Origin of the sequence: Uliginosibacterium paludis (assembly GCF_039631355.1) — a bacterium.
GTDB classification, from domain to species: Bacteria; Pseudomonadota; Gammaproteobacteria; order Burkholderiales; family Rhodocyclaceae; genus Uliginosibacterium; species Uliginosibacterium paludis.
The window spans coordinates 358,676-379,775 of sequence record NZ_JBDIVF010000003.1; the positions used below are offsets into that span (position 1 = coordinate 358,676).

The 21,100-nt window shown below is 64.9% G+C and carries 19 protein-coding genes; 6 read left to right on the forward strand and 13 right to left on the reverse strand.

What is annotated here, in order from left to right:
- Positions 1-131 precede the first annotated feature (131 nt).
- Positions 132-896, forward strand: a complete 765-nt coding sequence (locus ABDB87_RS10475) for a class II glutamine amidotransferase (protein WP_345926702.1) — start codon at positions 132-134, stop codon at positions 894-896.
- Here ABDB87_RS10475 and ABDB87_RS10480 read toward each other — a convergent pair.
- From ABDB87_RS10480 to ABDB87_RS10505, 6 genes are all read right to left on the reverse strand, one after another.
- A complete protein-coding gene (locus ABDB87_RS10480; RefSeq protein WP_345926704.1) occupies positions 888-1,889 on the reverse strand; it encodes an amino acid ABC transporter permease in 1,002 nt (333 codons plus the stop codon). The genes ABDB87_RS10475 and ABDB87_RS10480 overlap by 9 nt on opposite strands.
- A 5-nt stretch (positions 1,890-1,894) precedes the next feature.
- Entirely contained in the window at positions 1,895-2,872 is a 978-nt protein-coding gene (locus tag ABDB87_RS10485; RefSeq protein WP_345926706.1) for an amino acid ABC transporter permease, read from the reverse strand.
- Between the two features lie 46 nt (positions 2,873-2,918).
- On the reverse strand, positions 2,919-3,953 hold the full coding sequence (locus ABDB87_RS10490) for an amino acid ABC transporter substrate-binding protein (protein ID WP_345926708.1): 1,035 nt from the start codon (positions 3,951-3,953) through the stop codon (positions 2,919-2,921).
- A gap of 176 nt (positions 3,954-4,129) precedes the next feature.
- A complete protein-coding gene (locus ABDB87_RS10495) occupies positions 4,130-4,567 on the reverse strand; it encodes an RrF2 family transcriptional regulator (RefSeq protein ID WP_345926710.1) in 438 nt (145 codons plus the stop codon).
- The gene (locus ABDB87_RS10500) at positions 4,564-5,103 is read right to left on the reverse strand and encodes a SirB2 family protein (protein WP_385917861.1); all 540 of its coding nucleotides are present in this window, start codon (positions 5,101-5,103) and stop codon (positions 4,564-4,566) included. The genes ABDB87_RS10495 and ABDB87_RS10500 overlap by 4 nt, the downstream gene beginning before the upstream one ends.
- Positions 5,015-7,291, reverse strand: coding sequence for a nitric-oxide reductase large subunit (locus tag ABDB87_RS10505; protein WP_345926712.1), 2,277 nt, complete (start codon positions 7,289-7,291; stop codon positions 5,015-5,017). Before ABDB87_RS10505 ends, ABDB87_RS10500 begins: the two co-directional genes overlap by 89 nt.
- A 375-nt stretch (positions 7,292-7,666) precedes the next feature.
- On the opposite strand from ABDB87_RS10505, the gene ABDB87_RS10510 reads away from it, so the two are divergent.
- The 3 genes from ABDB87_RS10510 (at position 7,667) to ABDB87_RS10520 (ending at position 10,305) form a co-directional block, all read left to right on the forward strand.
- Entirely contained in the window at positions 7,667-8,710 is a 1,044-nt protein-coding gene (locus ABDB87_RS10510) for a methionine ABC transporter ATP-binding protein (protein ID WP_345926714.1), read from the forward strand.
- Positions 8,710-9,384: a methionine ABC transporter permease gene (locus tag ABDB87_RS10515; RefSeq protein WP_345926716.1), complete on the forward strand. Its 675-nt coding sequence runs from the start codon at positions 8,710-8,712 to the stop codon at positions 9,382-9,384. The genes ABDB87_RS10510 and ABDB87_RS10515 overlap by 1 nt, the downstream gene beginning before the upstream one ends.
- Before the next feature lie 135 nt (positions 9,385-9,519).
- Positions 9,520-10,305: a MetQ/NlpA family ABC transporter substrate-binding protein gene (locus tag ABDB87_RS10520; protein WP_345926718.1), complete on the forward strand. Its 786-nt coding sequence runs from the start codon at positions 9,520-9,522 to the stop codon at positions 10,303-10,305.
- 73 nt (positions 10,306-10,378) lie between these two features.
- Here ABDB87_RS10520 and ABDB87_RS10525 read toward each other — a convergent pair whose 3' ends face one another.
- The 7 genes from ABDB87_RS10525 to ABDB87_RS10555 form a co-directional block, all read right to left on the reverse strand.
- Positions 10,379-10,993, reverse strand: a complete 615-nt coding sequence (locus ABDB87_RS10525) for a PqiC family protein (protein ID WP_345926720.1) — start codon at positions 10,991-10,993, stop codon at positions 10,379-10,381.
- Entirely contained in the window at positions 10,990-12,663 is a 1,674-nt protein-coding gene (locus ABDB87_RS10530; RefSeq protein WP_345926722.1) for a PqiB family protein, read from the reverse strand. Before ABDB87_RS10530 ends, ABDB87_RS10525 begins: the two co-directional genes overlap by 4 nt.
- Positions 12,647-13,288 carry a paraquat-inducible protein A gene (locus ABDB87_RS10535; protein WP_345926723.1) on the reverse strand — a complete coding sequence of 214 codons (642 nt, stop codon included), beginning with the start codon at positions 13,286-13,288 and terminating at the stop codon, positions 12,647-12,649. Before ABDB87_RS10535 ends, ABDB87_RS10530 begins: the two co-directional genes overlap by 17 nt.
- Entirely contained in the window at positions 13,285-13,941 is a 657-nt protein-coding gene (locus ABDB87_RS10540) for a paraquat-inducible protein A (RefSeq protein ID WP_345926725.1), read from the reverse strand. Before ABDB87_RS10540 ends, ABDB87_RS10535 begins: the two co-directional genes overlap by 4 nt.
- A gap of 64 nt (positions 13,942-14,005) precedes the next feature.
- Positions 14,006-15,409, reverse strand: coding sequence for an efflux transporter outer membrane subunit (locus ABDB87_RS10545; protein ID WP_345926727.1), 1,404 nt, complete (start codon positions 15,407-15,409; stop codon positions 14,006-14,008).
- Between the two features lie 2 nt (positions 15,410-15,411).
- The gene (locus tag ABDB87_RS10550) at positions 15,412-17,364 is read right to left on the reverse strand and encodes a MacB family efflux pump subunit (RefSeq protein WP_345926729.1); all 1,953 of its coding nucleotides are present in this window, start codon (positions 17,362-17,364) and stop codon (positions 15,412-15,414) included.
- Positions 17,365-17,379: 15 nt separating this feature from the next.
- Positions 17,380-18,594, reverse strand: coding sequence for an efflux RND transporter periplasmic adaptor subunit (locus tag ABDB87_RS10555; protein ID WP_345926731.1), 1,215 nt, complete (start codon positions 18,592-18,594; stop codon positions 17,380-17,382).
- A gap of 348 nt (positions 18,595-18,942) precedes the next feature.
- Here ABDB87_RS10555 and ABDB87_RS10560 point away from each other — a divergent pair, with 348 nt between their 5' ends.
- Both ABDB87_RS10560 and pncB read left to right on the forward strand, forming a co-directional pair.
- A complete protein-coding gene (locus ABDB87_RS10560) occupies positions 18,943-19,806 on the forward strand; it encodes a cysteine hydrolase family protein (protein ID WP_345926733.1) in 864 nt (287 codons plus the stop codon).
- Positions 19,807-19,817: 11 nt separating this feature from the next.
- Positions 19,818-21,026: a nicotinate phosphoribosyltransferase gene (gene pncB, locus ABDB87_RS10565; protein WP_345926735.1), complete on the forward strand. Its 1,209-nt coding sequence runs from the start codon at positions 19,818-19,820 to the stop codon at positions 21,024-21,026.
- Positions 21,027-21,100 lie beyond the last annotated feature (74 nt).

The following is a 21,100-nucleotide window of genomic DNA, read 5'->3' on the forward strand; positions in this document are numbered from 1 at the left end:
GCGCCGAAGGCGGGCCGATATTCTCCATACGTCGCCTCGTGATTTGCTTATGCGAACCTGGCTATGGTGCAGATCAAGTCCGGTGTGCAACATGACGTCAACGTGACAGAACCTCCCTGCGTTGAAGCATCATGTGCCAGCTACTTGGAATGAACTCGTTCAAGCCCGCCCGCCTCAGTTTCTCTCTGGCGGGTTTCATCCGCCGGGGCGGTGATACGGACGAGCATGCCGATGGCTGGGGGCTCGCAATGTATGAGGAGCGGCGCTGCCGCCTGACGGTGGATCCACAGCCCTCGGCACGTTCGCCACTGGCCGATCTGGCAGCGCGCAACGCGATCCACTCGCGCAATGTGATTGCCCACATCCGCAAGGCCACGCAGGGTGACATCAGCCAGCTCAACTGCCATCCCTTCGTGCGCGAGCTCTGGGGGCGGGAGTGGTCCTTCGCCCACAACGGCAACCTCGACAAGGCCGGGCTCGCCGCGGTGCATTTCCATGTTCCGCGCGGCCAGACCGACAGCGAATGGGCTTTCTGCCTGCTGATGGATGCGCTGCAGAGTGCCTTCGGCGAAGTCGAGCCTTCGCTCGCCGACGCTCAGGTGGTGCTGGCCGAGGCCACGCGGCGCATTGCGCTTTGCGGCACTTTCAACTTCATGCTCTCCAATGGCGAAGTGCTTTTCGTCCATCGCAGCACCGAGCTGCATTTCCTGCAGCGCCGCCATCCCTTCGGCTGCGCCCGGCTGCTTGATTGCCCGATGGATATCGACTTCTCCCGCGTCAATCATCCGGACGACAGGATGAGCATCATCGCGACCAAACCGCTGACCAACGAATGCTGGCAGCCTTTGCCGACCGGTGAACTGGTCGCCTTCCGGGACGGTGCGCGCTCAGCCTGATGCGGGGCGGGGCTGTTCCAGCTGACGGCTGGCGCGTGACAGCGCAAAACAGAAGCACCAGTAAATCAGCGCGATGAAAAGATAGGCTTCGAGGTAGAAGCTGCGCCAGTCCGCGTCGCCACCCAGTGCGATCGACAGGGCGCCGGTGAGCTCATGCAGGCTCACGATCGAGATCAGCGAGCTGTCCTTGAAAATCCCGATGAAGCTGTTGACCAGGGCCGGCAGCGCGTGGCGCAGCGCCTGCGGCAGCACCACATGGCGCATCGCCTGCCAGCGCGTCAGTCCTATTGCCAGTGCCGCGACATATTGCCCTGGCGGCACGGCTTGCAGGCCGCCCCGGATCACTTCCGCGAGATAGGCTGCGGCAAAGCCGGCGATGGTCAGAATCACGCGCGGCAGGATGTCCGGCCGCCAGTCCGGCGGCAGCATCAAGGGGAACAGGAAGGCCGCCATGAACAGCAGGCTGATGAGTGGTACGCCGCGTACAAGTTCGATATAGAGCGTGGCCGAGAGGCGCAGCATCGGCAGGCTCGAGCGGCGCGCGAGCGCCAGCAGCACCGCCAGCGGAAAAGCCAGCAGCGTGCCGCCCAGCGACACCAGCAGTGTCAGCGGCAGCCCACCCCAGAGCTTGGTAGGCACCGCACTCAGGCCGGCGAATCCGCCTGCCATCAGCAGCACGGCGAGCAGCAGCCCCAGCCCGGCGACGCCGGCAAAACCCGGGTTCCGGAAACGGGGGCGGCAAGCGGCCGCCAGCAGACCGACGATGATCGCGGTGGCCAGCAGGGGGCGCCATTGCTCCGCATAGGGATAGCGCCCGAAGAAGAGCACGCGGTGCTTCTCGGCGATCACACCCCAGCATGCGCCGAGGCCGCGTGCGGCGCGGCAGGCTTCGAGATCCGGCGTCCAGACCGCATGCAGCAGGCCCCAATTGATCACCGGCCAGAGCAGCAGGGCCACCAGCAGCGACCAGAGCAGCGTACGTTTTCGAGGCATCCGGATCATGCCGTACCCCGCAAGGCGACCAGACGGTTGTAGAGATTCACCAGCAGTGCGGTGAGCAAGGAGAGCGCAAGATAGACCGCCATCACGATCACGATGCATTCGAAGGCCCGGCCGGTCTGATTCAGCGAGGTGTTGGCCACCGACACCAGTTCCGGATAACCCACCGCGACCGCCAGCGAGGAGTTCTTGATCAGGTTGAGATACTGGTTGCCCAGCGGAGGCACGATTGCCCGCAGGGCAAGCGGGGCGACGACATGACGCAGGACCTGAAAGGGGCGCAGGCCGATGGCCCGCGCTGCGTCGATCTGCCCGCGTGACACCGACTGGATGCCGCCGCGCACGATTTCGGCAATGAACACCGCGCTGTAGAAAGTGAGTGCGATCAGGACGGCCAGGAACTCCGGACTCAGCGACCAGCCGCCCGATACGCCGAAACCTTCGGCTTCCGGAAAGGACCAGCCGCAGGCCCCTTCCTCGCAGCCCCAGCCGGGCAGAAAGAGGCCGCCTTTGGTGAGCAGGGTGCCGGGCATGGGCGAGATGGCGGCAGAGGCCTCGGGCAGCAGGCTGGTGAGTGCGAAGTAACACATCAGCAGTTGCAGCAGCAACGGGATGTTGCGCAGGGTTTCGACCAGGGTGGTGCAGACGGCGCGCGGCACCGCGTGGCTGGCCAGGCGCCCCAGTCCAATCAGGCTGCCCAGGATGGTGGAGAGCACGATGGCCGGCAGTGCGACGCGCAGCGTGTTGGCGGTGCCGGTCAGGAAGGCTCGCCAGAGCGGCTGGCCCGAATCATAGGCGAACAGGCTTTCGCCGATTTCGAATCCGGCGGGGTCGGAGAGAAAATCGAAGCCCGCGCGAATGCCTCGCCCTCGCAGGTTTTCGAGCACGTTGTGGCCGAACCAGAGCAGCAGCGCGAGCACGGCCAGGAGCAGCACGGCCTGGGGCAGCAGACGGAGGAGTTGCTTGCGAAAAGGCATCAGGGATCATGAAAAGGGCCGCCTCAGCGGCCCGGTGGGATGAGGCTCAGCGAACCGGCGGGGCAAACAGGATGCCGCCCTTGTTCCACAGATTGTTGAGCCCGCGCGGCAGCTTCAGCACGGAGTCCGGCCCGACGTTGCGGGCGAAGACTTCCCCGTAGTTGCCGACAGCCTTGATCGAGCGGTAGGCCCATTCCCTGTCGAGCCCGAGCAGCTTGCCGGTGTCTTCCGTCGTGCCGAGCAGGCGCCCGATGGCGGGATCCTTGCTCTCGGCGCGGATGCCATCGACGTTGGCCTGGGTGATGCCCTGTTCTTCGGCTTCGATCAGTGCGAAGCCGACCCAGCGCACGATGGCGAACCATTCGTCGTCACCGCGGCGAACCGCCGGGCCGAGCGGCTCCTTGGAGATCACTTCCGGCAGGATCATGTAGTCGTCCGGATTCTTCGCTTCCTTGTTGCGGACACCGGCCAGCCCGGATATGTCAGTGGTATAGGCTTGGCAGCGGCCCGAGAAGAAAGCCTTGAACGAGGCTTCAAATCCTTCGAACACGACCGGCTTCACTTTCACGCCCACGCTGCGGAAGTAGTCGGCGAGATTTTTCTCGTTGGTGGTGCCGGACTGCACGCAGATCTCCGCGTTCTTCAACTGCTTCGCGCTGGTGAGCTTGAGTTTCTTCGGCACCAGGAAGCCCTGTCCGTCGTAATAGGTCACGCCGGTGAATGAGAGGCCCAGCGACGCATCGCGATTGAGGGTCCAGGTCGTGTTGCGCGCAAGGATGTCGACTTCCCCCGCCTGGATGGCAGAGAAGCGCTGCTGCGAGTTGAGCGGCACGAAGCTCACCTTGTTCGCGTCTCCCAGCACGGCGGCAGCGATGGCGCGGCAGAGGTCCACATCGAAGCCGCTCCACTTGCCCTGACTGTCGGGCAGCGAAAAGCCGGCGACCCCGGTGCTGACGCCGCACTGGATATTGCCGCGCTGCTTGATGGCGTCCAGGGTCTTGCCGGCCTGGGCCGGTGGGCAGAAGGCTGCGGCCAGCAGTGCGCCGAGCGGGAGCAGATGTCGGAAGGTCGGGATCTTCATGCAGGACTCCTCGATGGGTGTGAGCCCGGGAAGCGGGCACAAGCCTTCATGCTAACGCCGCGCCCGCCCCGGACGGAAGTGATTTGCTCGAGCCTGCGGCAATGCAGGTGGCATCAAGCCGGTCAGGTCTGCCGGAAAACCCGTGGGCGCCTGAAACCGGTTTGCCGGGCTGGTGTTCAGAGTGCCTTGATTTCAAAGAGCGAGCGCAGTGGCGCGGGTTGCTCGATGAGATCGGCAAGCGTGTAGCCGTCCAGCACGGCATACATCGCATTGAAAGCCTGTTTGAGCACGCCTGCGAGCTTGCAGCGCGGCGTGATGCGGCAGGCGTCATCCGGTCCGAAACATTCCACGATGGGGGTCTTGCCCTCGGCCTGCCGGATCACGTCTCCCAGACGGATCTCGGACGCAGGCCGGCCCAGGCGGATGCCGCCGCCCTTGCCGCGCACCGATTCGAGCGCGCCGGTCTGGGCCAGATGGTGGACAACCTTGGTCAGGTGACTGGCCGAGATGCCATAGGCATCCGCGATGCCCTGGATGGTGGCGAGCCGTTCCGGATGGAGTGCCACATACATCAGCACGCGCAGCGCGTAGTCGGTAAAGGTGTTGAGTTTCATGCGTAGCCCAGACTGGCCGAATGCGTGATGGCGACAGCCACGATGTAGGCAACCGCCAGCAGGGCGGCCGCGAAGAACGCGGCGGCCCGGCTGCGTGGCAGGCCGGGCCTCAGTGCCTGCCTGCCCAGCAGCACATAGGCGACCAGTGCGAGCACCTTGGCGGTGATCCAGTTCGCCGAAAAGGGGTATTGCTGCAGGAGGAGCGCCAGCCAGATCGCGGCAGCGAGCAGGATCGTGTCGACGAGGTGCGGCGCAATGCGTAGCAGCTTCCAGCGCCGCCAGTCGATGCCGGCGAGCTGCAGGCTGCCCCGCAGCGCGAAGAGCGCGATGCTCACGGCCGCACAGCTCATGTGCAGGTGTTTGACGGCGAGGTAGTCCAGGGCTTTGTCTCCATCAAAAGGCCCGCGGCGAGCGCGGGCCGTTTGCCAGGGCAGGGCGGCGGCGTGCTCAGCCGCGCAGCGCGCTGGCTTGTGCGGCCGGAGCGGTCTGCCCGCGCTTGTGGGCGAGCAGTCGCAGTGCGAATGCGCCGAGGGCAATCACGCCTGCCGCGAAGACCAGGTCTCCCGGCACGCGCAGCCACACCAGGGCGGTCATCAGCTTGGAGTGAATGATCTCCGGTGAGCGGGCATACCACAAGCCCTGGCTCACGCTGGCCCAGGCCTGGTAGATTCCGGCGGGCACGAGCGAGATGAAGACCATCATCGCCAGACCGCCATTGAGCAGCCAGAAGGCGGCGCGCAGCAGCTTGTCGCTCCAGGCTTCACGGGGCATCAGGCCGCGCAGGCAGAAGAGCATCAGACCGATGCCGAGCATGCCATACACACCGAAGAGTGCAGCGTGGCCGTGTGCCGGCGTCATGTTGAGACCCTGCACGTAGTAGAGCGAGATCGGCGGATTGATCGAGAAACCGAGCACCCCGGCACCCAGCGTGTTCCAGAACCCCACGGCCACGAAGAACAGGATGATCCAGCGATAGTTGGCGACCCAGGGGGCGGCCTGGCTGCGCTTGTAGTTGCGGTAGCCCTCGAAGCCGATGAGCGCTAGCGGCACCACTTCAAGCGCCGAGAAGATCGCTCCGACGGCGATGACCGAAGTCGGCGTGCCGGTGAAGTAGAGGTGATGCAGCGTGCCGAGAATGCCGCCGAACAGGAACACGATCGTTTCGAGCACGATGGCCGCGTTGGCCGCTGCCGTGCGGATGAGTCCCAGGCGGGTGAAGATCAGTGCGATTACCGCAGTGGCAAACACTTCGAAAAAGCCTTCAACCCACAGATGGACCAGCCACCAGCGCCAGTATTCGATCATCGAGTAATGACTGTGCTGGCCCCACATCAGCGAGCTCGCATAGAAGCCGCCGATACAGGTGGCCGACAGGAAGACCATGGCGATCAGGCCGCGTGACTCCGACGGGCGCTTGAGTGCGGGCCACAGACCGCGCGCCATCAGACCCAGCCAGATCATCAGGCCGGCGAAGAGCCCGTACTGCCAGATGCGGCCCATGCTGGTGTATTCGAGCCCCTGATTACCCAGCCAGAACGAGAAGTTCGTGCCCAGGCGCTGAAGGGTGCCGACCCAGCCGAAGGCAATCGAGCCCACCACGATCAGCAGCAGCGCATAGAAGAGCACATTCACGCCCAGCTTCTGGAAGCGCGGTTCATGACCGGAGAGCGCCGGTGCAATGTAGAGACCGGTTGCGAGCCAGGCGGTGGCAATCCACAGCACGCCGAGCTGGGTATGAATGGTGCGGCTGACCGTGAAGGGCAGGACTTCTGCCAGCGGAATGCCGAAGAAGCTCTGACCCTCCACTGCGTAGTGCGCCGAGATCGCGCCCATGGCTACCTGGAGCAGGAGCAGACCGATCACCACGTAGAAATACTTGATGGTCGCGCGCATCGAGGGCGTCGGCTTGAGTTCGAAGAGCGGATCGTGTGCAGGCGGCACCGGGTCTGCTTCCTCGCCCTGGGCGGAGTGCCAGGCCACCATGAAGGCCACGCCGGCAATCAGCAGCACGATGCTGGCAATCGACCAGATACCGTTGCCCGCGGTCGGCACGTTATTGACCAGCGGCTCATGTGGCCAGTTGCTGGTGTAGGAGAGATGCGTCTCGCCGGGCCGGTTGGTGGCGGCAGCCCAGGCGGACCAGAAGAAGAAAGCCGGCAGTGCCTGCAGATCGCCTTCGTCGCGGAGTGTTGCGCGCACCATCGCATACTGTTCGCGCAGGCTTTCCTGACTCGCGTCATTCCCGAAAAGCCCGGTGTAGTGGCGGACCAGCGCCTGAACGACGGCGGCGCGCTCAGGGCTGATGGTGATCGTTTTCGTTGCGGCGTCATAGCTGTTGTGGCGCAGCTCTTCCTGCACGCGTGCGGCGATCACCGACTGCTGCTCGGGCGTGAGCTGATCGAAAGGCGCCTGGTGGCGTACCTGAGCCAGCTGTTCGCGCAGACCGACAGCCTCGCGATGCAACCAGTCCGCGGACCAGTCCGGCGCGACATAACTGCCGTGGCCCCAGACCGAACCGAGCTGCTGCCCGCCCGCGGAAAGCCAGGCTTCCTGCCCGTGCAGGACTTGTCCCTCACCAAAGATCACCGTGCCATCGGGCGTCTGGACACGCTCGGGGATCGGTGGCGCCGAGAGGTAGATCTCGTGACCCATCCAGCCCAGTACGGCAAAAGAGAGAAAGAAGATGGCGGCGAGCCATTTCCAGAGTCTGCGTGACGATTTCATGAGCGTTCCTTCCAGCGGAGAGGCGTGACAATAAGATTCATAATAAATGAATCTTTATAAAGATTCAAATTAAATGAATCTTAATGATCGTGTGAGGTCGGTTGCCTGGAAACGCGAGAGCACAGCGCGGCATGCGGCTGGCCCGGGCGGAAGGGCTGGCTTATAATTCGCGCTCTCTTTTTCTGCCCGGGCGGGCAGGAAGACCGCCAGCCAGGCGGCTTCCGCAGAGGTCGCGCGGCGCCATGTGGCGTTCTGACAGCCTCTCCGTCCGCGCCTTCCGGACCTTTTCATGTCCCCACAGATCCTTACGTCCGCAGCCGGTGCTGCGGTACGGGCGCTTTCCGCTGACGGAAAGCCCTTGCCCCGGAGCCTCCGATGATCCGTCTGCAGAACGTAGGCAAGGTATTCAATGCGGCGGGCCGCGAGATTCACGCGCTGCGCGACGTCAATCTGGACATCGCCCGGGGCGAGATCTTCGGCATCGTCGGTCACTCCGGTGCCGGCAAGTCCACGCTGATCCGCCTGCTCAACCGGCTCGAAGGCGTGAGCAGCGGCCGCATCGAGCTCGATGGTGAAGATGTGACCGCGCTCGATGGCGAAGCCCTGCGCCAGATGCGCCAGCATGTCGGCATGATCTTCCAGCACTTCAACCTGCTGGGGTCGCGCACCGTGGCACAAAACGTTGCAATGCCTCTGCGGATTGCCGGCATGAAGGACGGTGCGGCGATGGCCGCACGTGTCGCAGAGCTGCTCGAACTGGTCGGTCTGGCCGATCAGGGCGACAAATATCCATCGCAACTCTCCGGTGGCCAGAAGCAGCGGGTGGGCATTGCGCGGGCGCTCGCCAATTCACCGAAGCTGCTGCTGTGTGACGAAGCCACCAGCGCGCTGGATCCGCAAACCACCCGCTCGGTGCTGGATCTGCTGCTGCAGATCAACGAGAAGCTCGGGCTCACCATCGTGCTTATCACCCATGAGATGGATGTCGTGCGCGCGATCTGCGATCACGTGGCCGTACTCGATGGCGGCGTGATCGTGGAGCAGGGGCCGGTTACGCAGGTCTTCCTGCATCCGCAGCACCCCACCACGCGGCGCTTCGTGCTCGAAGCGGAGAACCTCGACGAGAACGACGAGGACCAGATGCTCGCGAGCGTGCCAGGTTGCATCGTGCGGCTGAGCTATGTCGGCGAACGGGTGTACGAACCCATGCTGGCTACGGTGGCACGCGAATACGGGGTGGATTTCTGCATCCTGTCCGGCCGTGTCGAGCGCATCAAGCACACGCCTTGTGGCCAGCTCACGCTGGCGCTGACGGCGGAAGCGGCTGCCGTGAGGGGCGCCATTGCCGCGCTGGAAGCGCGCGGCGTTCATGTCGACGTGCTGCGTGAAACCAGCCCGGCCACCAAGGGAGCACTCTGATGGACAGCCTGCTGCAGATCATCCTGGCCATTGACTGGGCCGAAATCGCTCAGGCCTCGCTCGACACCCTGCTCATGCTGGGTGCCTCGCTCTTCTTCACCGCGCTGGCCGGCCTGCCGCTGGGCGTGCTGCTGTTCCTGACCGGCCCGCGCCAGTTGCTGTCGCAGCCCGTTGTGTACGGCGGGCTTTCGTTCATGGTGAACGTGCTGCGTTCGCTGCCTTTCATCATCCTGCTGATCCTGATGATTCCGGTGACGGTACAGCTGACCGGCACTTCGCTCGGGGTGGCCGGGGCGATACCGCCGCTGGTGGTCGCGACGATTCCCTTCTTTGCCCGTCTGGTCGAGACGGCGCTGCGCGAAGTGGACCGCGGCATCGTGGAAGCCATGCTGGCCAGCGGCGCCAGCACGCGTCAGATCGTGCTCTGGGCGCTGCTGCCCGAAGCCCTGCCGGGCGTCATCGCCGCGCTGACGGTCACAGCCATCACGCTGGTGGCCTATACCGCGATGTCGGGCGTGATCGGCGGAGGCGGTCTGGGTGACCTCGCCGTGCGCTTCGGCTACCAGCGCTTCCGCAGCGATGTGATGGCCGTCACGGTCATCCTGTTGCTCGTACTGGTGCAGCTTCTGCAGATGGCGGGCGATCGTCTCGTTCATCATTTCAGCCGGAAATGATTCCTTTGTCTGGCAGTAGAACCAAAGGGAATTAGGAAATGCCGGTTTCACGCTTGTCGCGCATTTGAAGTGCAAGGATCATGCACTACATGGCACTCAGACTGCCGGTTCGTGAATAACTTATAAGGAAACAGCATGAAAAAGATCATTACGCCCTTGCTGGCCAGCCTGGTGGCGGTCCTGTCTGTCGGAGCACACGCAGCCGAGCATCTGAGTGTGGCTGCAACGCCGGTACCGCACGCCGAGATCCTCGAGTTCATCAAGCCCGAACTCGCCAAGCAGGGCGTTGAACTGGATGTGAAGGTCTTCACCGACTACGTACAGCCGAACGTCCAGGTCGAGGAAAAGCGTCTGGATGCCAACTTCTTCCAGCACCAGCCCTACCTCGACAGCTTCAACAAGGAAAAGGGCACGCACCTCATCAGCGTGGCGCAGGTGCACGTCGAGCCTTTCGGCATCTACAGCCGCAAGGTCAAGGCCCTGAGCGAGCTGAAGGAAGGCGCGACGGTCGCGATTCCGAATGACCCCACCAACGGCGGCCGCGCGCTGCTGCTGCTGGAGAAGGCCGGCCTCATCAAGCTCAAGGACAGCAAGAACCTGCAGGCCACCGCGAAGGACATCGTTAGCAATCCGAAGAAGCTGAAGGTGCGCGAACTCGAAGCCGCCACGCTGCCGCGCATCGTGGGCCAGGTGGATGCCGCCGCGATCAATACCAACTACGCGCTTGAAGCCGGTCTGGTGCCGACCAAGGATGCGCTGGCGATCGAAGGCAGCGAATCTGCCTATGCCAACATCCTGGTGGTGCGCTCGGGCAACGAAAACAATCCGGCCGTGCAGAAGCTGGTCGCCGCGCTGAAGACCCCGGCCGTGAAGAAGTTCATCGCCGACAAGTACAAGGGCGCGGTGGTGCCGGCGTTCTGATCGCCCGCAATCACGCTGACTGAAACGGAACGGGCCGCACAACGCGGCCCGTTTTCATTGGCGTGACGGTGGCTCAGTCCGGGCAGCGGGCGGAGCCCGAAGCCTGGGCTCGGGCGCCCGCGTCGAGCGCGCTGGCAAGTGTCTGAACCAGTTTCTGCTGGGCTTCCACCATTGAACTGGCGGTATTGCCGGCCTCGGCCGAGAGACGCGTACTGCAGGTGAGGGTGGGCAACTCGCGGCGGGCAGCGCGTTCCAGCGTCCAGTCTGCCGTCAGGATGGCCTTTGCGCCGGCCTGCAGCTCGAAGCTGCGCACGGCCACACGGATCTGCAACACATCGGCGTCGACCGGCGAAGGCAGACCGGAGACGTTGCGCGCGCCGAGCGTGCTGCCGAGACTGTTCGCCAGCGCCTGACGCAGCTCGTCGGCAAGCGGTGCGGACCAGCGATCATTTTCCAGCAGGCCGAGGCCGGCCGTGCCTTGCCGGACCACCAGCTCCTGACGATCGACACCGGCCGGCACGATCACGCTGGCGATATCCAGTCGATCAAGCAGTGCCGGCGAGGCGGGGGCGGTGGTGCTGGCCGGCGCCACCAGGGTATGGAAGCGGATGGCGGGAGCGCTGGCGCAGGCGCCGAGCGTGGCCGCAAGCAGGCACACTGTGCCGCAGCGAAGGAAAGGGCGGTTCATCGTGCTTTCTCCTGTTGGGCCGGCGGGGCCATCGGCGGAATCACCGGCGCGGGGGCCGGCTGCGCGCTGCCGGCGCCACGGCCACGCAGCAGCGATTCCGGATGACGGCCGAGCAGCTCGGTCAGCTGGCGCAGGGACCAGGCACTGCGCTGGAGGGCGTCCAGCGTCTGGCCAAGATCCTGTTGCAGGTGGCCGTTCTCCGACAGCATGCGGTTGGCATTGTCCAGCGTCTGCTGCGTGCCCTGCAGCGTCGTGCGGAATTCGGGCAGCACGCCCTCGTTCACGTTCTTGAGCGTCTTGTTGAGTTCGACGATGCTGGCGTTGGCATTCCTGCCGATGTCATCGAAGGGAATCTTCTCAACCTTGGTGACGATGCTCGCCACCTGCTGCTGCAGGTCTTCGAGACTGCTGCGCACCGTAGGCATGGTCAGCGGGCGGGCGGCCGGGTTGAAGGCGACCGGCGGCGCATTCGGGATGAAGTCGATCGCGATGTAGAGCTGACCGGTCAGCAGGTTGCCGGTGCGGGCCTGGGCACGCAGACCCTTTGCCACGAGCGGCACGAGGAAGGTCGGCGTGTCGTCCTTGTCATTCGGCCCGCGCTTTTCGCTGATGCCTTCCAGTCGGTCCGGATAGATCACGGCGTCGACCACGACCGGGAAGCGGTGACGCGGCGCGTCGTATTCGAGTCTCACCGAGCGCACATGGCCAATGTTGATGCCGAAGAACTCGACCGGCGCGTTTTCGGTCAGCCCGCGCATGGTCTGGTCAAAGCGCATGCGCAGCAGGCGCGGCGCGCCATCGGGCTTAGCGAGCGCCTGCTTCTGGGAACTCGCCAGGCTGAAGCGGCTGTCAGCCGGTGCAGGCTTGGCGGTTTCGGCGGAGTCTTCTGGCGTAGCGAAAGCAATACCGCCCGAGACCACGGTGGCCAGCGACTGCGAGTCGACCTGCAGGCCTTCGGCGCCGATGGACACATCCACGCCGCTGGCATTCCAGAAGCGGCTGTCGGTGGTCACGAAGGCATCATTCGGTGCGAACACGAAGATCTGCAGGGTCACGCCCTGACCATCGCTGTCGAGCTTGTAGCCGGTGACCTGGCCGACCTGGATGCGACGGAACAGGACCGGGGATCCGATATCGAGCGAACCCAGATCGTCCGCATGCAGTTCGAAGCTCTTGCCGGGCGTTCCCTTGATAACGGAGGGGGGCGTTTCGAGCCCCTGGAACTCGTACTGGTCGTCCCCCTGGGCTTCGGAATCCACGCCGATGTAGGCGCCCGAGAGCACGGTGTCGATGCCGGAAATCCCGCCGGCACCGATGCGCGGACGCACCACCCAGAAACGGGAGCCTTCGCGGGCGAAGCGGGCGGCATCCTTCCTCAGCTCGACCGTGACATTTACGCGGGAGAGATCCCGTTGCAGCGCGATCGACTTCACGCTGCCAATGACAACGTCCTTGTACTTCACCGGCGTCTTGCCGGCCTCCAGACCCGTCGCGCTCTCGAAGCTGATCTCGATCGTGGGGCCAACGGAGAGCCAGGCATTGACCAGCAGCGAGAGGCCGACCACGGCGGCAATCAGCGGCACCAGCCAGACCAGCGAGAGATGCAGGCGTGGCCGCTTCACCTGGGCAGGCGGGGCGGTCGGAACGGGGTCTTCAGGTGTCGGATTCATCTTTTTCCTTGCCCTCCCAGATCAGGCGGGGATCGAATTGCATGGCCGAGAGCATGGTCAGGATCACGACCACTCCGAAATACAGGATGCCCGGTCGCGGCTCGGCAGCGCTCAGCGCATGGAACTGTACCAGCGCACACACGATGGCGACGACCAGCACGTCGAGCATCGACCAGTAACCGACCAGTTCGACGATGCGGTAGAGCCCGGCGCGCTCGCGCATGCCCTGGGCACTCTTGCGGAAACTGCTCCAGAACAGCGTGCCCAGCGCAATGAACTTGGTGCAGGGCACCGCGATGCTGGCCACGAATATGATGAGTGCAATGCCGATTTCGCCGTTCGCCCAGAAGTCGAGCACGCCTTCCATGATGGTGCGGTCAACCACGTCACCGAGCTGCGTCGTGCGCATCACCGGCATCAGGTTGGCGGGAAAATACAGGATCAGTGCGGCCAGCAGCAGCGCACTGGCCCGCCCCAGCGCGCCTTCATGCAGACCGGCCAGGACGCTGCCGCAGCGAGGGCACACGACCTTGCCCATGTCATGATCGGCCGGGCGCGCGCAGACAAGGCCGCAGCCGTGGCAAGCGATGACGCCGGCTTGGCGGGCCGTCGGGGCCCGGCTCATTTTCCGCCCTCGCTGGTGAGCTCCCACAACCAGTGGATGTCGCGATTGGCGATCAGCGTAAGCAGGATGGTCAGCGCTGCCAGCGCCCAGGTGCCGACACCGACGACGACAGCGACCTGCGAGCTGAGCTTGATCACGGAGACCAGCGCCCCCAGAAGGCAGACCTCCAGCATGCTCCAGGGTCGCAGCGAGTCGAGCAGCTTCATCGCATGGGCGAAACCGGGTGCTCGCTGGCCGGCCCGGGCAAAAAGCAGCACCCAGCCGAGCAGGATGATCTGGAGCATCGGGATCAGGATCACGGTCAATGCCGATGGAATCGCGATCAGCGCAGCGGAGCTGTGTCCCATGGCTGCGAAGGACTGCCACAGCGTGACCTCGCGGCTCATGCCCTGCAGCTGGATGCGGATCACCGGATAGCAGTTGGCCAGCAGGAAGATCATGGCGGCCGTCAGGGTGAGTGCCAGCCACTGATCGAGATTGAGCCGCCCCGCACGATAGAGCACGGCGCCGCAGACTTCGCAGTGCGCCACTTCATGGCGCTGCAGTTCGACGCGCTCGAATACATGGTCGCAGTGCTCGCACACCACGAGATCGGGAAAGGTCTTCATCAGCAGCAGGGGCAAGGGACCGGCGGATCTGCGGGAGCGCGGCATGCGCTCCCCGACCCGCATTGTAAGCATCTCGGGCCCTGTCCGCGGAATGCCCCGGTGGTCCGGCCTATTGCGCGCTGAAGTTTCCGCCCAGGGCGAGGTTCAGCGTGGCCTGCGAGGCGAGCAGGTTGTAGCGCGTCTGGATCAGCGAGGTCTGTGCGCTGCGGCGGGTCTGCTGCGCGTCGAGCAGGGTCTGCAGCGGAATGGCGCCTGCCCGGTAGCGCGCGTCATTGATGCGCTCGATTTCCTCTGCGGCGGCGAGCGAACGCTCGAGTTCAGCGGCCTGTTCCTGATATTGCCTGCGGGCCGAGAGCGCGTTCTCCACATCGCCGAGTGCGGTGTAGAAGGTCTTGCGGAAATTCACCACCGCGAGATCGTAGTCGGCCTGGGCCACCTGCTTGCTGAGCCGCATTTCGCGAGCATTCAGGAAGGGCAGACTCAGCTCGGTGGCCAGTGCCGCCACCGGATTGTTGAGCACGCTGCGCAGGCGATCACTGCTGCTGCCGAGCGAGCCGGTCAGCGAGAGGTCGGGGTAGTAGCTCGCGCGCGTGGCGTCGCCGCTGGCGAGCGTGCTGCGCAGGCGCAGTTCCGCTGCCTTCAGGTCGGGGCGGGCGGCGAGCAGCGACGCGGGCAGGCCGGGCTCTACCTCCGGCAGGTTCGAGCGGGGCAGCGTGGCGGGCTCGTCGAAGCGCCGCTGGGGCGCGCCGCCAAACAGCAGCGCGAAGCTCGTCCGGGCTTCTTCCTGTTGCTGAATCAGGTTGGCGAGGCTGGAGCGCTGACTGGCGATGCTCTGCTCGGCAGAGAGCACATCCAGCCGCGATACGGCGCCGGCCGCGAACTTGCGGCGGGTCAGATCGAGAGTTTTCTCGGAATACTCGAGATTCTGGCGCGAGAGCGCGACTTCTTCGTTGAGCAGACCCAGCTGCCAGTAAAAGGTCGCCACGCTTCCGCTCAGGCTGAGCGCCGTCGCGTTACGGTCTTCCTCGGTTGCGCTGGCTTCCCACTGGCTGGCGTCGCGCGCGCTGGCAAGCTTGCCCCAGAGATCCAGCTGCCACGACAGCCCCGCACTGGCGGAATAGCTGCGCGAAATGCTCTTCTCGCCGCGCATCGGACGGCTCAGCTTCTGTCCGACCGATGCGCTGGCCGTCGGCCACAGATCGCTGTCGGCGAGCCCTGCCTGCAGGCGGGCGCGGCGCAGCGTGATGGCCGCGGCGGCGAGGTCGGCATTGCTGCGCAGCGCCTCTTCCATATGGGCGTTCAGCGCCGGATCGGCAAAGGCCTCCCACCATCGTTGCAGGCTGGCGGGCGTCGTGCTGCCCGTCTTGTCCGCATGCAGCCAGCTGGCTGGTGACTCGAGTCTGGGGGCGGTGTAGGGCGTGCGGATCAGGCTGCTGCAGCCAGAGAGCGTCAGGGCTGCTGCGAGCAGCGCGCACAGCGCACGGCGGGAGGAGGGGGCGGATGACATGGACATGATCATTCCCTGGCCAGCGCATCCACCGGATTGAGGCGGGCGGCATTGCGCGCCGGCACGAATCCGAAGACGAGGCCGATGAGGGTCGAGCAGCCGAAGGCCGCGATGATGGAAGCGGTGGAGTAGATCATCGAGAAGTCAGGACTGATCAGGCCCACCAGCACGCCGACCAGGCGCGCCAGCAGCACACCGAGGATGCCGCCTGCGAGGCAGACCAGCACGGCTTCGATGAGGAACTGCTGCATGATGTCGCCCTGGCGCGCGCCAACGGCCATGCGCACGCCGATTTCGCGCGTCCGCTCCGTCACCGACACCAGCATGATGTTCATCACGCCGATGCCGCCCACCACCAGCGAGATCACCGCGATGGCCGAGATCAGCAGCGTCATGGTCTGCGTGGTTTTCTCGATGGTCTGGCGGATGCTGTCGGTATTGAAAAGGTAGAAATCCTCGCGGCCGTGCCGCAACAGCATCAGGCTCTTGATGCCTTCCTCGGCGGCAGAGGTCGAGACGTTGTCGCGCACGCGCACGGTGATGCTGCGCAGATAGCGCTGACCGAGCAGGCGGTTCTGTGCCGTGGTGTAGGGCACCCAGACGTTGAGCGCATCGTTGTTGCCGAAGCCGCTTTCCTTCTTCTGGGTCACGCCGATGATCCGCGCCGGCATGCTGCCCAGCAGGATGACCTTGCCGACGACGTTGCGTGTTTCGGCAAAGAGCGCCTTGCGCGTGTTTTCGTCGATCACCACTTCCTGTGCCGAGCGTTTTTCGCTGTCAGCATCGAAGGCGCTGCCCTCGGCGAACTCCAGGCCCCGCACGCGGAAATACTGCATGCCCACGCCATTGACCGTGCCCGAGGCTGCGATGTTTTCGAAAACCAGCGTCTTGGAGGTGCTGACCGCCGGCGTCACGCTGTCGACATAGGATTGCTCGGCCAGCGCGTCGGCGTCAGACGAGACCAGCGTCTGCACGCGCGCCGAGCGGATGTCGCCGAAACCTGCGCCCGGATACACGTCGATGGTGTTGGTGCCCATCGCCGAGATGTTTTTCAGCACGCTTTCCTGCGAGCCCTTGCCGAGTGCCACGACCGACACCACCGAAGCGATGCCGATGATGATCCCCAGCATGGTGAGAAAGGTGCGCATGCGATGCGAGGCCATGGCCACGACGGCCATGCGGAAAGCCTCGCCGAAGCGGTCACGCATGGCTTGCCAGGCGCGCGCCGCCGGTGCTGGGTGCTCGTCCTTGCGGGCGGCAGGGGCGGGCGCATCATCCTTGCGGCGGTCTGCAGTGATCACGCCGTCGCTGATCTCGATGATCCGGTGGGCGTGGCTGGCGACCTGCAAGTCGTGCGTCACGATGATGATCGTGTGGCCGTCGGCGTGCAGTTCCTTGAGCACGGCCATGACTTCCTGGCCGCTGTGGGTGTCGAGTGCGCCGGTCGGCTCGTCGGCCAGGATCACCTGGCCCCCGTTCATGAGCGCCCGTGCGATCGAAACCCGCTGCTGCTGGCCGCCCGAGAGCTGACCCGGCTTGTGGTGCATGCGATCCGAGAGTCCCAGCCGAGCGAGCAGCTGCTCGGCCCGGGCATGGCGCTCGCGCCGGTCGCGGCCGGCATAGATGGCCGGAATCTCGACGTTGCCGCGCGCGTTCAGATCCGACAGCAGGTGATAGCGCTGGAAGATGAAGCCGAAGTGCTCACGGCGCAGCTCGGCCAGTTCATCGGGTTCGAGACTGCCGGTTTCGCGGCCCGCCACGCGGTAGCTGCCTTCGGTGGGCCGGTCCAGACAGCCCAGGATGTTCATCAGCGTCGATTTGCCCGAACCCGAAGCGCCCACGATGGCGACGAGTTCGCCGGCCTCGATGGTCAGATTCACATGGTCGAGGACGCGCAGCGTGCCTTCGCCGGCCGGGTAGTCCCGGCACAGCTCGCGCAATTCAAGAAGAGGTGTGCTCATGTGTGAAGCCCCGGATCACATCATGGGCGGCGGACGCATGCGGTTGTTGCGCTGCGAGCCGGCCGTCCCCGCGGCCGCCTGACCGAGTACGACTTCATCGCCCTCGCCGAGGCCCTCAAGCACTTCGGCATTGCTCTTGTTGTTGAGCCCGATCTTCACCTGACGGGGCACGGCCATGCCGTGCTCATCCAGCACCCGGACTTCGTAGCGGCCATCGCGGCCCTTGCGGCCCAGCGCGGTGCTCGGGATCAGCAGCGCCTTTTCCGACTCCGCCAGCACGATGTTGACCTGGGTGGTCATCGAGATGCGCAGGCGGTCATCCGGATTGTCGACCTCGAAGCGACCGTTGTAATAGATGGCCGTGCTGGTGGAGGTCGTGCTGGTCGTGGTGGTCGAGGTCGTGGTGCTGCTGATCGAGTCCGGCGCCGGCTCGATCGATGCGAGCGTGGTGGTGTAGCGCTTGTCCGGCTCGCCGAGGATGGTGAAATAGACCTTCTGGCCGGGTTTGACGCGGGTCACGTCCGCTTCGGAGATCTGCGCCTTGACGCTGACCCGGTCAAGCCGGGCGAGCTTGATGATGGTCGGTGTGCTCTGGTTGGCGTTCACCGTGGTGCCTTCCTCGTTGATCACCGCGACGACCGTGCCGTCGATCGGTGCGAGGATGCGGGTGTAGCCCAGATTCACCCTGGCGGTATCGACCGTGATGCGGGCCTGGGCGATTTCGGCTTCCAGCTGCTTGACCGCGGCCTGGCTGCTGATCAGCGTGGCTTCGGCCGTTTCGAAATCTTCGCGCGAGCCGGCATCCTGCTCCATCAGGCTCTTGGCGCGCTTGAAGGAAAGCTCGGCCTGGCGCAGCGTAGCCTGCTTGGAGCCCAGCTGCGCCGTCGAACTGTTGAGCGCCGCCTCGGCGTTGCGCAGGTTGTTCTGCTGGGTGAGCGAATCGATCTCGGCGATCAGGTCGCCTTTCTTTACCTTGTCGCCCAGCTTCACCTTGAGCGACTTGATCTGGCCCGAGACCTGCGAGCCTACCCCCACCAGCTTGGCGGCTTCGATCGTGCCGGTGGCCAGCACCGATTCCTCTATCGACCCGGCGCGCGCCGGCGTGGTGACATAGGCCGGAGCGGGTGGCGGCGAGAAGACTTTCCACGCGATCAGGCCGAGAATGATCAGGACGATCAGGGCGATGATGAGGTTGCGCGGGCGCAGCCAGCGCTTCTTGTTCGTCTGCATGGTGGTGATGGACTCGACGGGCAGCGTGAGCGGAATAACTGGAAACCCTGATTATTCGCGAGCTTTGCGTAATCCGCACGCCTGGCTCGGTAAGGCCTTGTAAAAATCCGGTGTCGAACGGTGAGCGCCGGTGCATGCCGGCATGGCGTCGCCTGGCTTGCGGCGCAAGCCACCCGCCCATGCTCTTCATTCAACGCGAATGAGCGGAATATCGGCATCCGCATGACAACGGGCTGCAGGCTGGCGAAATCGGCCTCTGGCGCGCGCCCGCGGTTGCTGCCGCGCAGGCATGCGGAGTAGAGTCGGCCGTCGGTCCGCATGCCGCGGACGCATTTGCGGAGAAGGTGCATGCCACAGGGCGGCCAGCATTTGCTGATCATTGATCCACAGAACGATTTCTGCGACCTGCCGGAGGAGGCCTGCGCGCTCATCGACGGCCAGCGCAGCGTGCCTGCCTTGCCGGTGCCGGGGGCGCACGCCGACATGCTGCGGCTCGCGGAGCTGATCGACCGGGCGGGTGCGGCAATCGATGCCATCAGCATCACGCTGGATTCTCACCACCACTTCGACATCGGGCACCCCGCCTTCTGGCAGGACGCGGGCGGTGAGGCCGTGTCGGCCTTCACCCCGGTGCAGGCGGCCGATGTGCGGGCAGGGCGCATCCTGCCGCGCAGGGCGGAGCGCCGCGAGCGGGTGCTCGCCTATCTCGATGCGCTGGAAGCCGCCGGCCGCTACACCCACATGATCTGGCCGCAACACTGCGAGATCGGCAGCTGGGGCCATGGCATCCATGCCGCGCTGCTGGCCTCGTGCCAGCGCTGGGAGGCGTCCAGGCTGGAAGCCGTCAACACGATCTTCAAGGGCAGCAATCCCTGGACGGAGCATTACAGCGCGGTGATGGCCGAAGTGCCCGATCCGGCTGACCCGGCTTCGGGGCTCAATCAGGCACTGATCGATCAGCTTCTCGCCGCCACGCGCGTGTTCATTGCCGGTGAGGCCGGCAGCCATTGCGTGAAAGCCAGCACCGAGCACATCGTGGCCGCGTTTGCGCCGGCGGCGCGGGGGCGGATCGTGCTGCTCACCGATTGCATGAGCCCGGTCAGCGGTTTCGAAGCGGCCCAGCGAGACTTCCTTGCGGCCATGCAGGCGCAGGGCGTGGGCCTGCTCGACGCATCACAAGCGGCCGCCAGCCTGCTGGCCGGCCCGCGCTGAACGGAGGCCGCATGCTGTCGGGAAATGACGCGCCGGTCGTGCGCAGCCTGCTGGAGAACGACCTCTACAAATTCACGATGTGGCAGGCCCTGCTGCACAGCAACCCCGGTGCACAGGCCGAGTACCGCTTCGTGTGCCGCAATACGCCGGCTTTTCCGCTGGCCGAACTGAAGCCGGCCCTCGATGCCGAGCTCGACCGCCTGTGTGCGATGAATTTCGCCCAGGAGGAGCTGGACTACCTTTCCAGCCTGCGCTTCATCAAGAGCGACTTCGTCGACTTCCTCTCGGTCTTCCGCTTCCAGCGGCGCTTTGTGGAAGTGGGCGTCGAAGGCGAGACGCTGACCGTGGTGGCCCGCGGGCCGCTCGTGCACGTGATGGGCTTCGAGATCTTCGTGCTCTACATCGTCAATGAACTCTATTTCAGGCGCCTGCCGGTGCAGGGCGTAATGGAGGTGGCCCGCGAGCGCCTGGCGGCCAAGATAGCCCAGGTCAAGGCCGTGCAGGACGAGATGGCCGCAGACGGCCCCTGGCCGTTCGTGTTTTTCGATTTCGGCCTGCGTCGCCGCTACTCCGGCGCCTGGCATGAAGAGGTGGTCACGAGCTTCGCGCGCGAGCTGCCCGGCCATTTTCGCGGCACCAGCAATGTTCATCTGGCCCGGAAGCTGGGTCTCACGCCGATCGGCACGATGGCGCATGAATATCTGCAGGCCTATCAGTCATTCGGGTTCCGCCTGCGCGATTTCCAGAAAGCCGCGCTGGAAGGCTGGGTGCAGGAGTTCCGCGGCGACCTGGGTGTGGCGCTGACCGATGTCGTGGGCATGGACGCCTTCCTGCGCGACTTCGATCTCTACTTTGCCAAGCTCTTCGACGGTCTGCGCCACGACTCGGGCGACCCGGTGCTCTGGGGCGAGAAAGCCATCGCCCATTACCGCAGCCTGCGCATCGACCCGCTGAGCAAGCGCCTGGTGTTCTCGGACGGCCTCAACATTCCGCGCGCGCTGGAGCTCTATCGCCACTTCCGCGGCCGCATCCATACGAGCTACGGCATCGGTACCGATCTGAGCAACGACGTGCCGCACAAGCCGCTCAACATCGTCATGAAGATGACGGTCTGCAACGGCCAGCCGGTGGCCAAGCTTTCCGACGCGCCAGGCAAGACGCTCTGCGAGGATGAAACCTTCTTGGCTTATCTGCGTCAGGTCTTCCAGCATCCGCGCTGAATCGGCCCGATTTTCATGAATGCATGGACTGGCTCCTCGGGTGAGCCAGTCCATGCGGCATCATGTCGGCCCTG

Coding starts and splice junctions, on each gene's coding strand:
- ABDB87_RS10475 (WP_345926702.1), top strand. CDS start 132: ATGTGCCAGCTACTTGGAATGAACTCGTTCAAGCCCGCCCGCCTCAGT.
- ABDB87_RS10480 (WP_345926704.1), bottom strand. CDS start 1,889: ATGCCTCGAAAACGTACGCTGCTCTGGTCGCTGCTGGTGGCCCTGCTG.
- ABDB87_RS10485 (WP_345926706.1), bottom strand. CDS start 2,872: ATGCCTTTTCGCAAGCAACTCCTCCGTCTGCTGCCCCAGGCCGTGCTG.
- ABDB87_RS10490 (WP_345926708.1), bottom strand. CDS start 3,953: ATGAAGATCCCGACCTTCCGACATCTGCTCCCGCTCGGCGCACTGCTG.
- ABDB87_RS10495 (WP_345926710.1), bottom strand. CDS start 4,567: ATGAAACTCAACACCTTTACCGACTACGCGCTGCGCGTGCTGATGTAT.
- ABDB87_RS10505 (WP_345926712.1), bottom strand. CDS start 7,291: ATGAAATCGTCACGCAGACTCTGGAAATGGCTCGCCGCCATCTTCTTT.
- ABDB87_RS10510 (WP_345926714.1), top strand. CDS start 7,667: ATGATCCGTCTGCAGAACGTAGGCAAGGTATTCAATGCGGCGGGCCGC.
- ABDB87_RS10515 (WP_345926716.1), top strand. CDS start 8,710: ATGGACAGCCTGCTGCAGATCATCCTGGCCATTGACTGGGCCGAAATC.
- ABDB87_RS10520 (WP_345926718.1), top strand. CDS start 9,520: ATGAAAAAGATCATTACGCCCTTGCTGGCCAGCCTGGTGGCGGTCCTG.
- ABDB87_RS10525 (WP_345926720.1), bottom strand. CDS start 10,993: ATGAACCGCCCTTTCCTTCGCTGCGGCACAGTGTGCCTGCTTGCGGCC.
- ABDB87_RS10530 (WP_345926722.1), bottom strand. CDS start 12,663: ATGAATCCGACACCTGAAGACCCCGTTCCGACCGCCCCGCCTGCCCAG.
- ABDB87_RS10535 (WP_345926723.1), bottom strand. CDS start 13,288: ATGAGCCGGGCCCCGACGGCCCGCCAAGCCGGCGTCATCGCTTGCCAC.
- ABDB87_RS10540 (WP_345926725.1), bottom strand. CDS start 13,941: ATGCCGCGCTCCCGCAGATCCGCCGGTCCCTTGCCCCTGCTGCTGATG.
- ABDB87_RS10545 (WP_345926727.1), bottom strand. CDS start 15,409: ATGTCCATGTCATCCGCCCCCTCCTCCCGCCGTGCGCTGTGCGCGCTG.
- ABDB87_RS10550 (WP_345926729.1), bottom strand. CDS start 17,364: ATGAGCACACCTCTTCTTGAATTGCGCGAGCTGTGCCGGGACTACCCG.
- ABDB87_RS10555 (WP_345926731.1), bottom strand. CDS start 18,594: ATGCAGACGAACAAGAAGCGCTGGCTGCGCCCGCGCAACCTCATCATC.
- ABDB87_RS10560 (WP_345926733.1), top strand. CDS start 18,943: ATGCCACAGGGCGGCCAGCATTTGCTGATCATTGATCCACAGAACGAT.
- pncB (WP_345926735.1), top strand. CDS start 19,818: ATGCTGTCGGGAAATGACGCGCCGGTCGTGCGCAGCCTGCTGGAGAAC.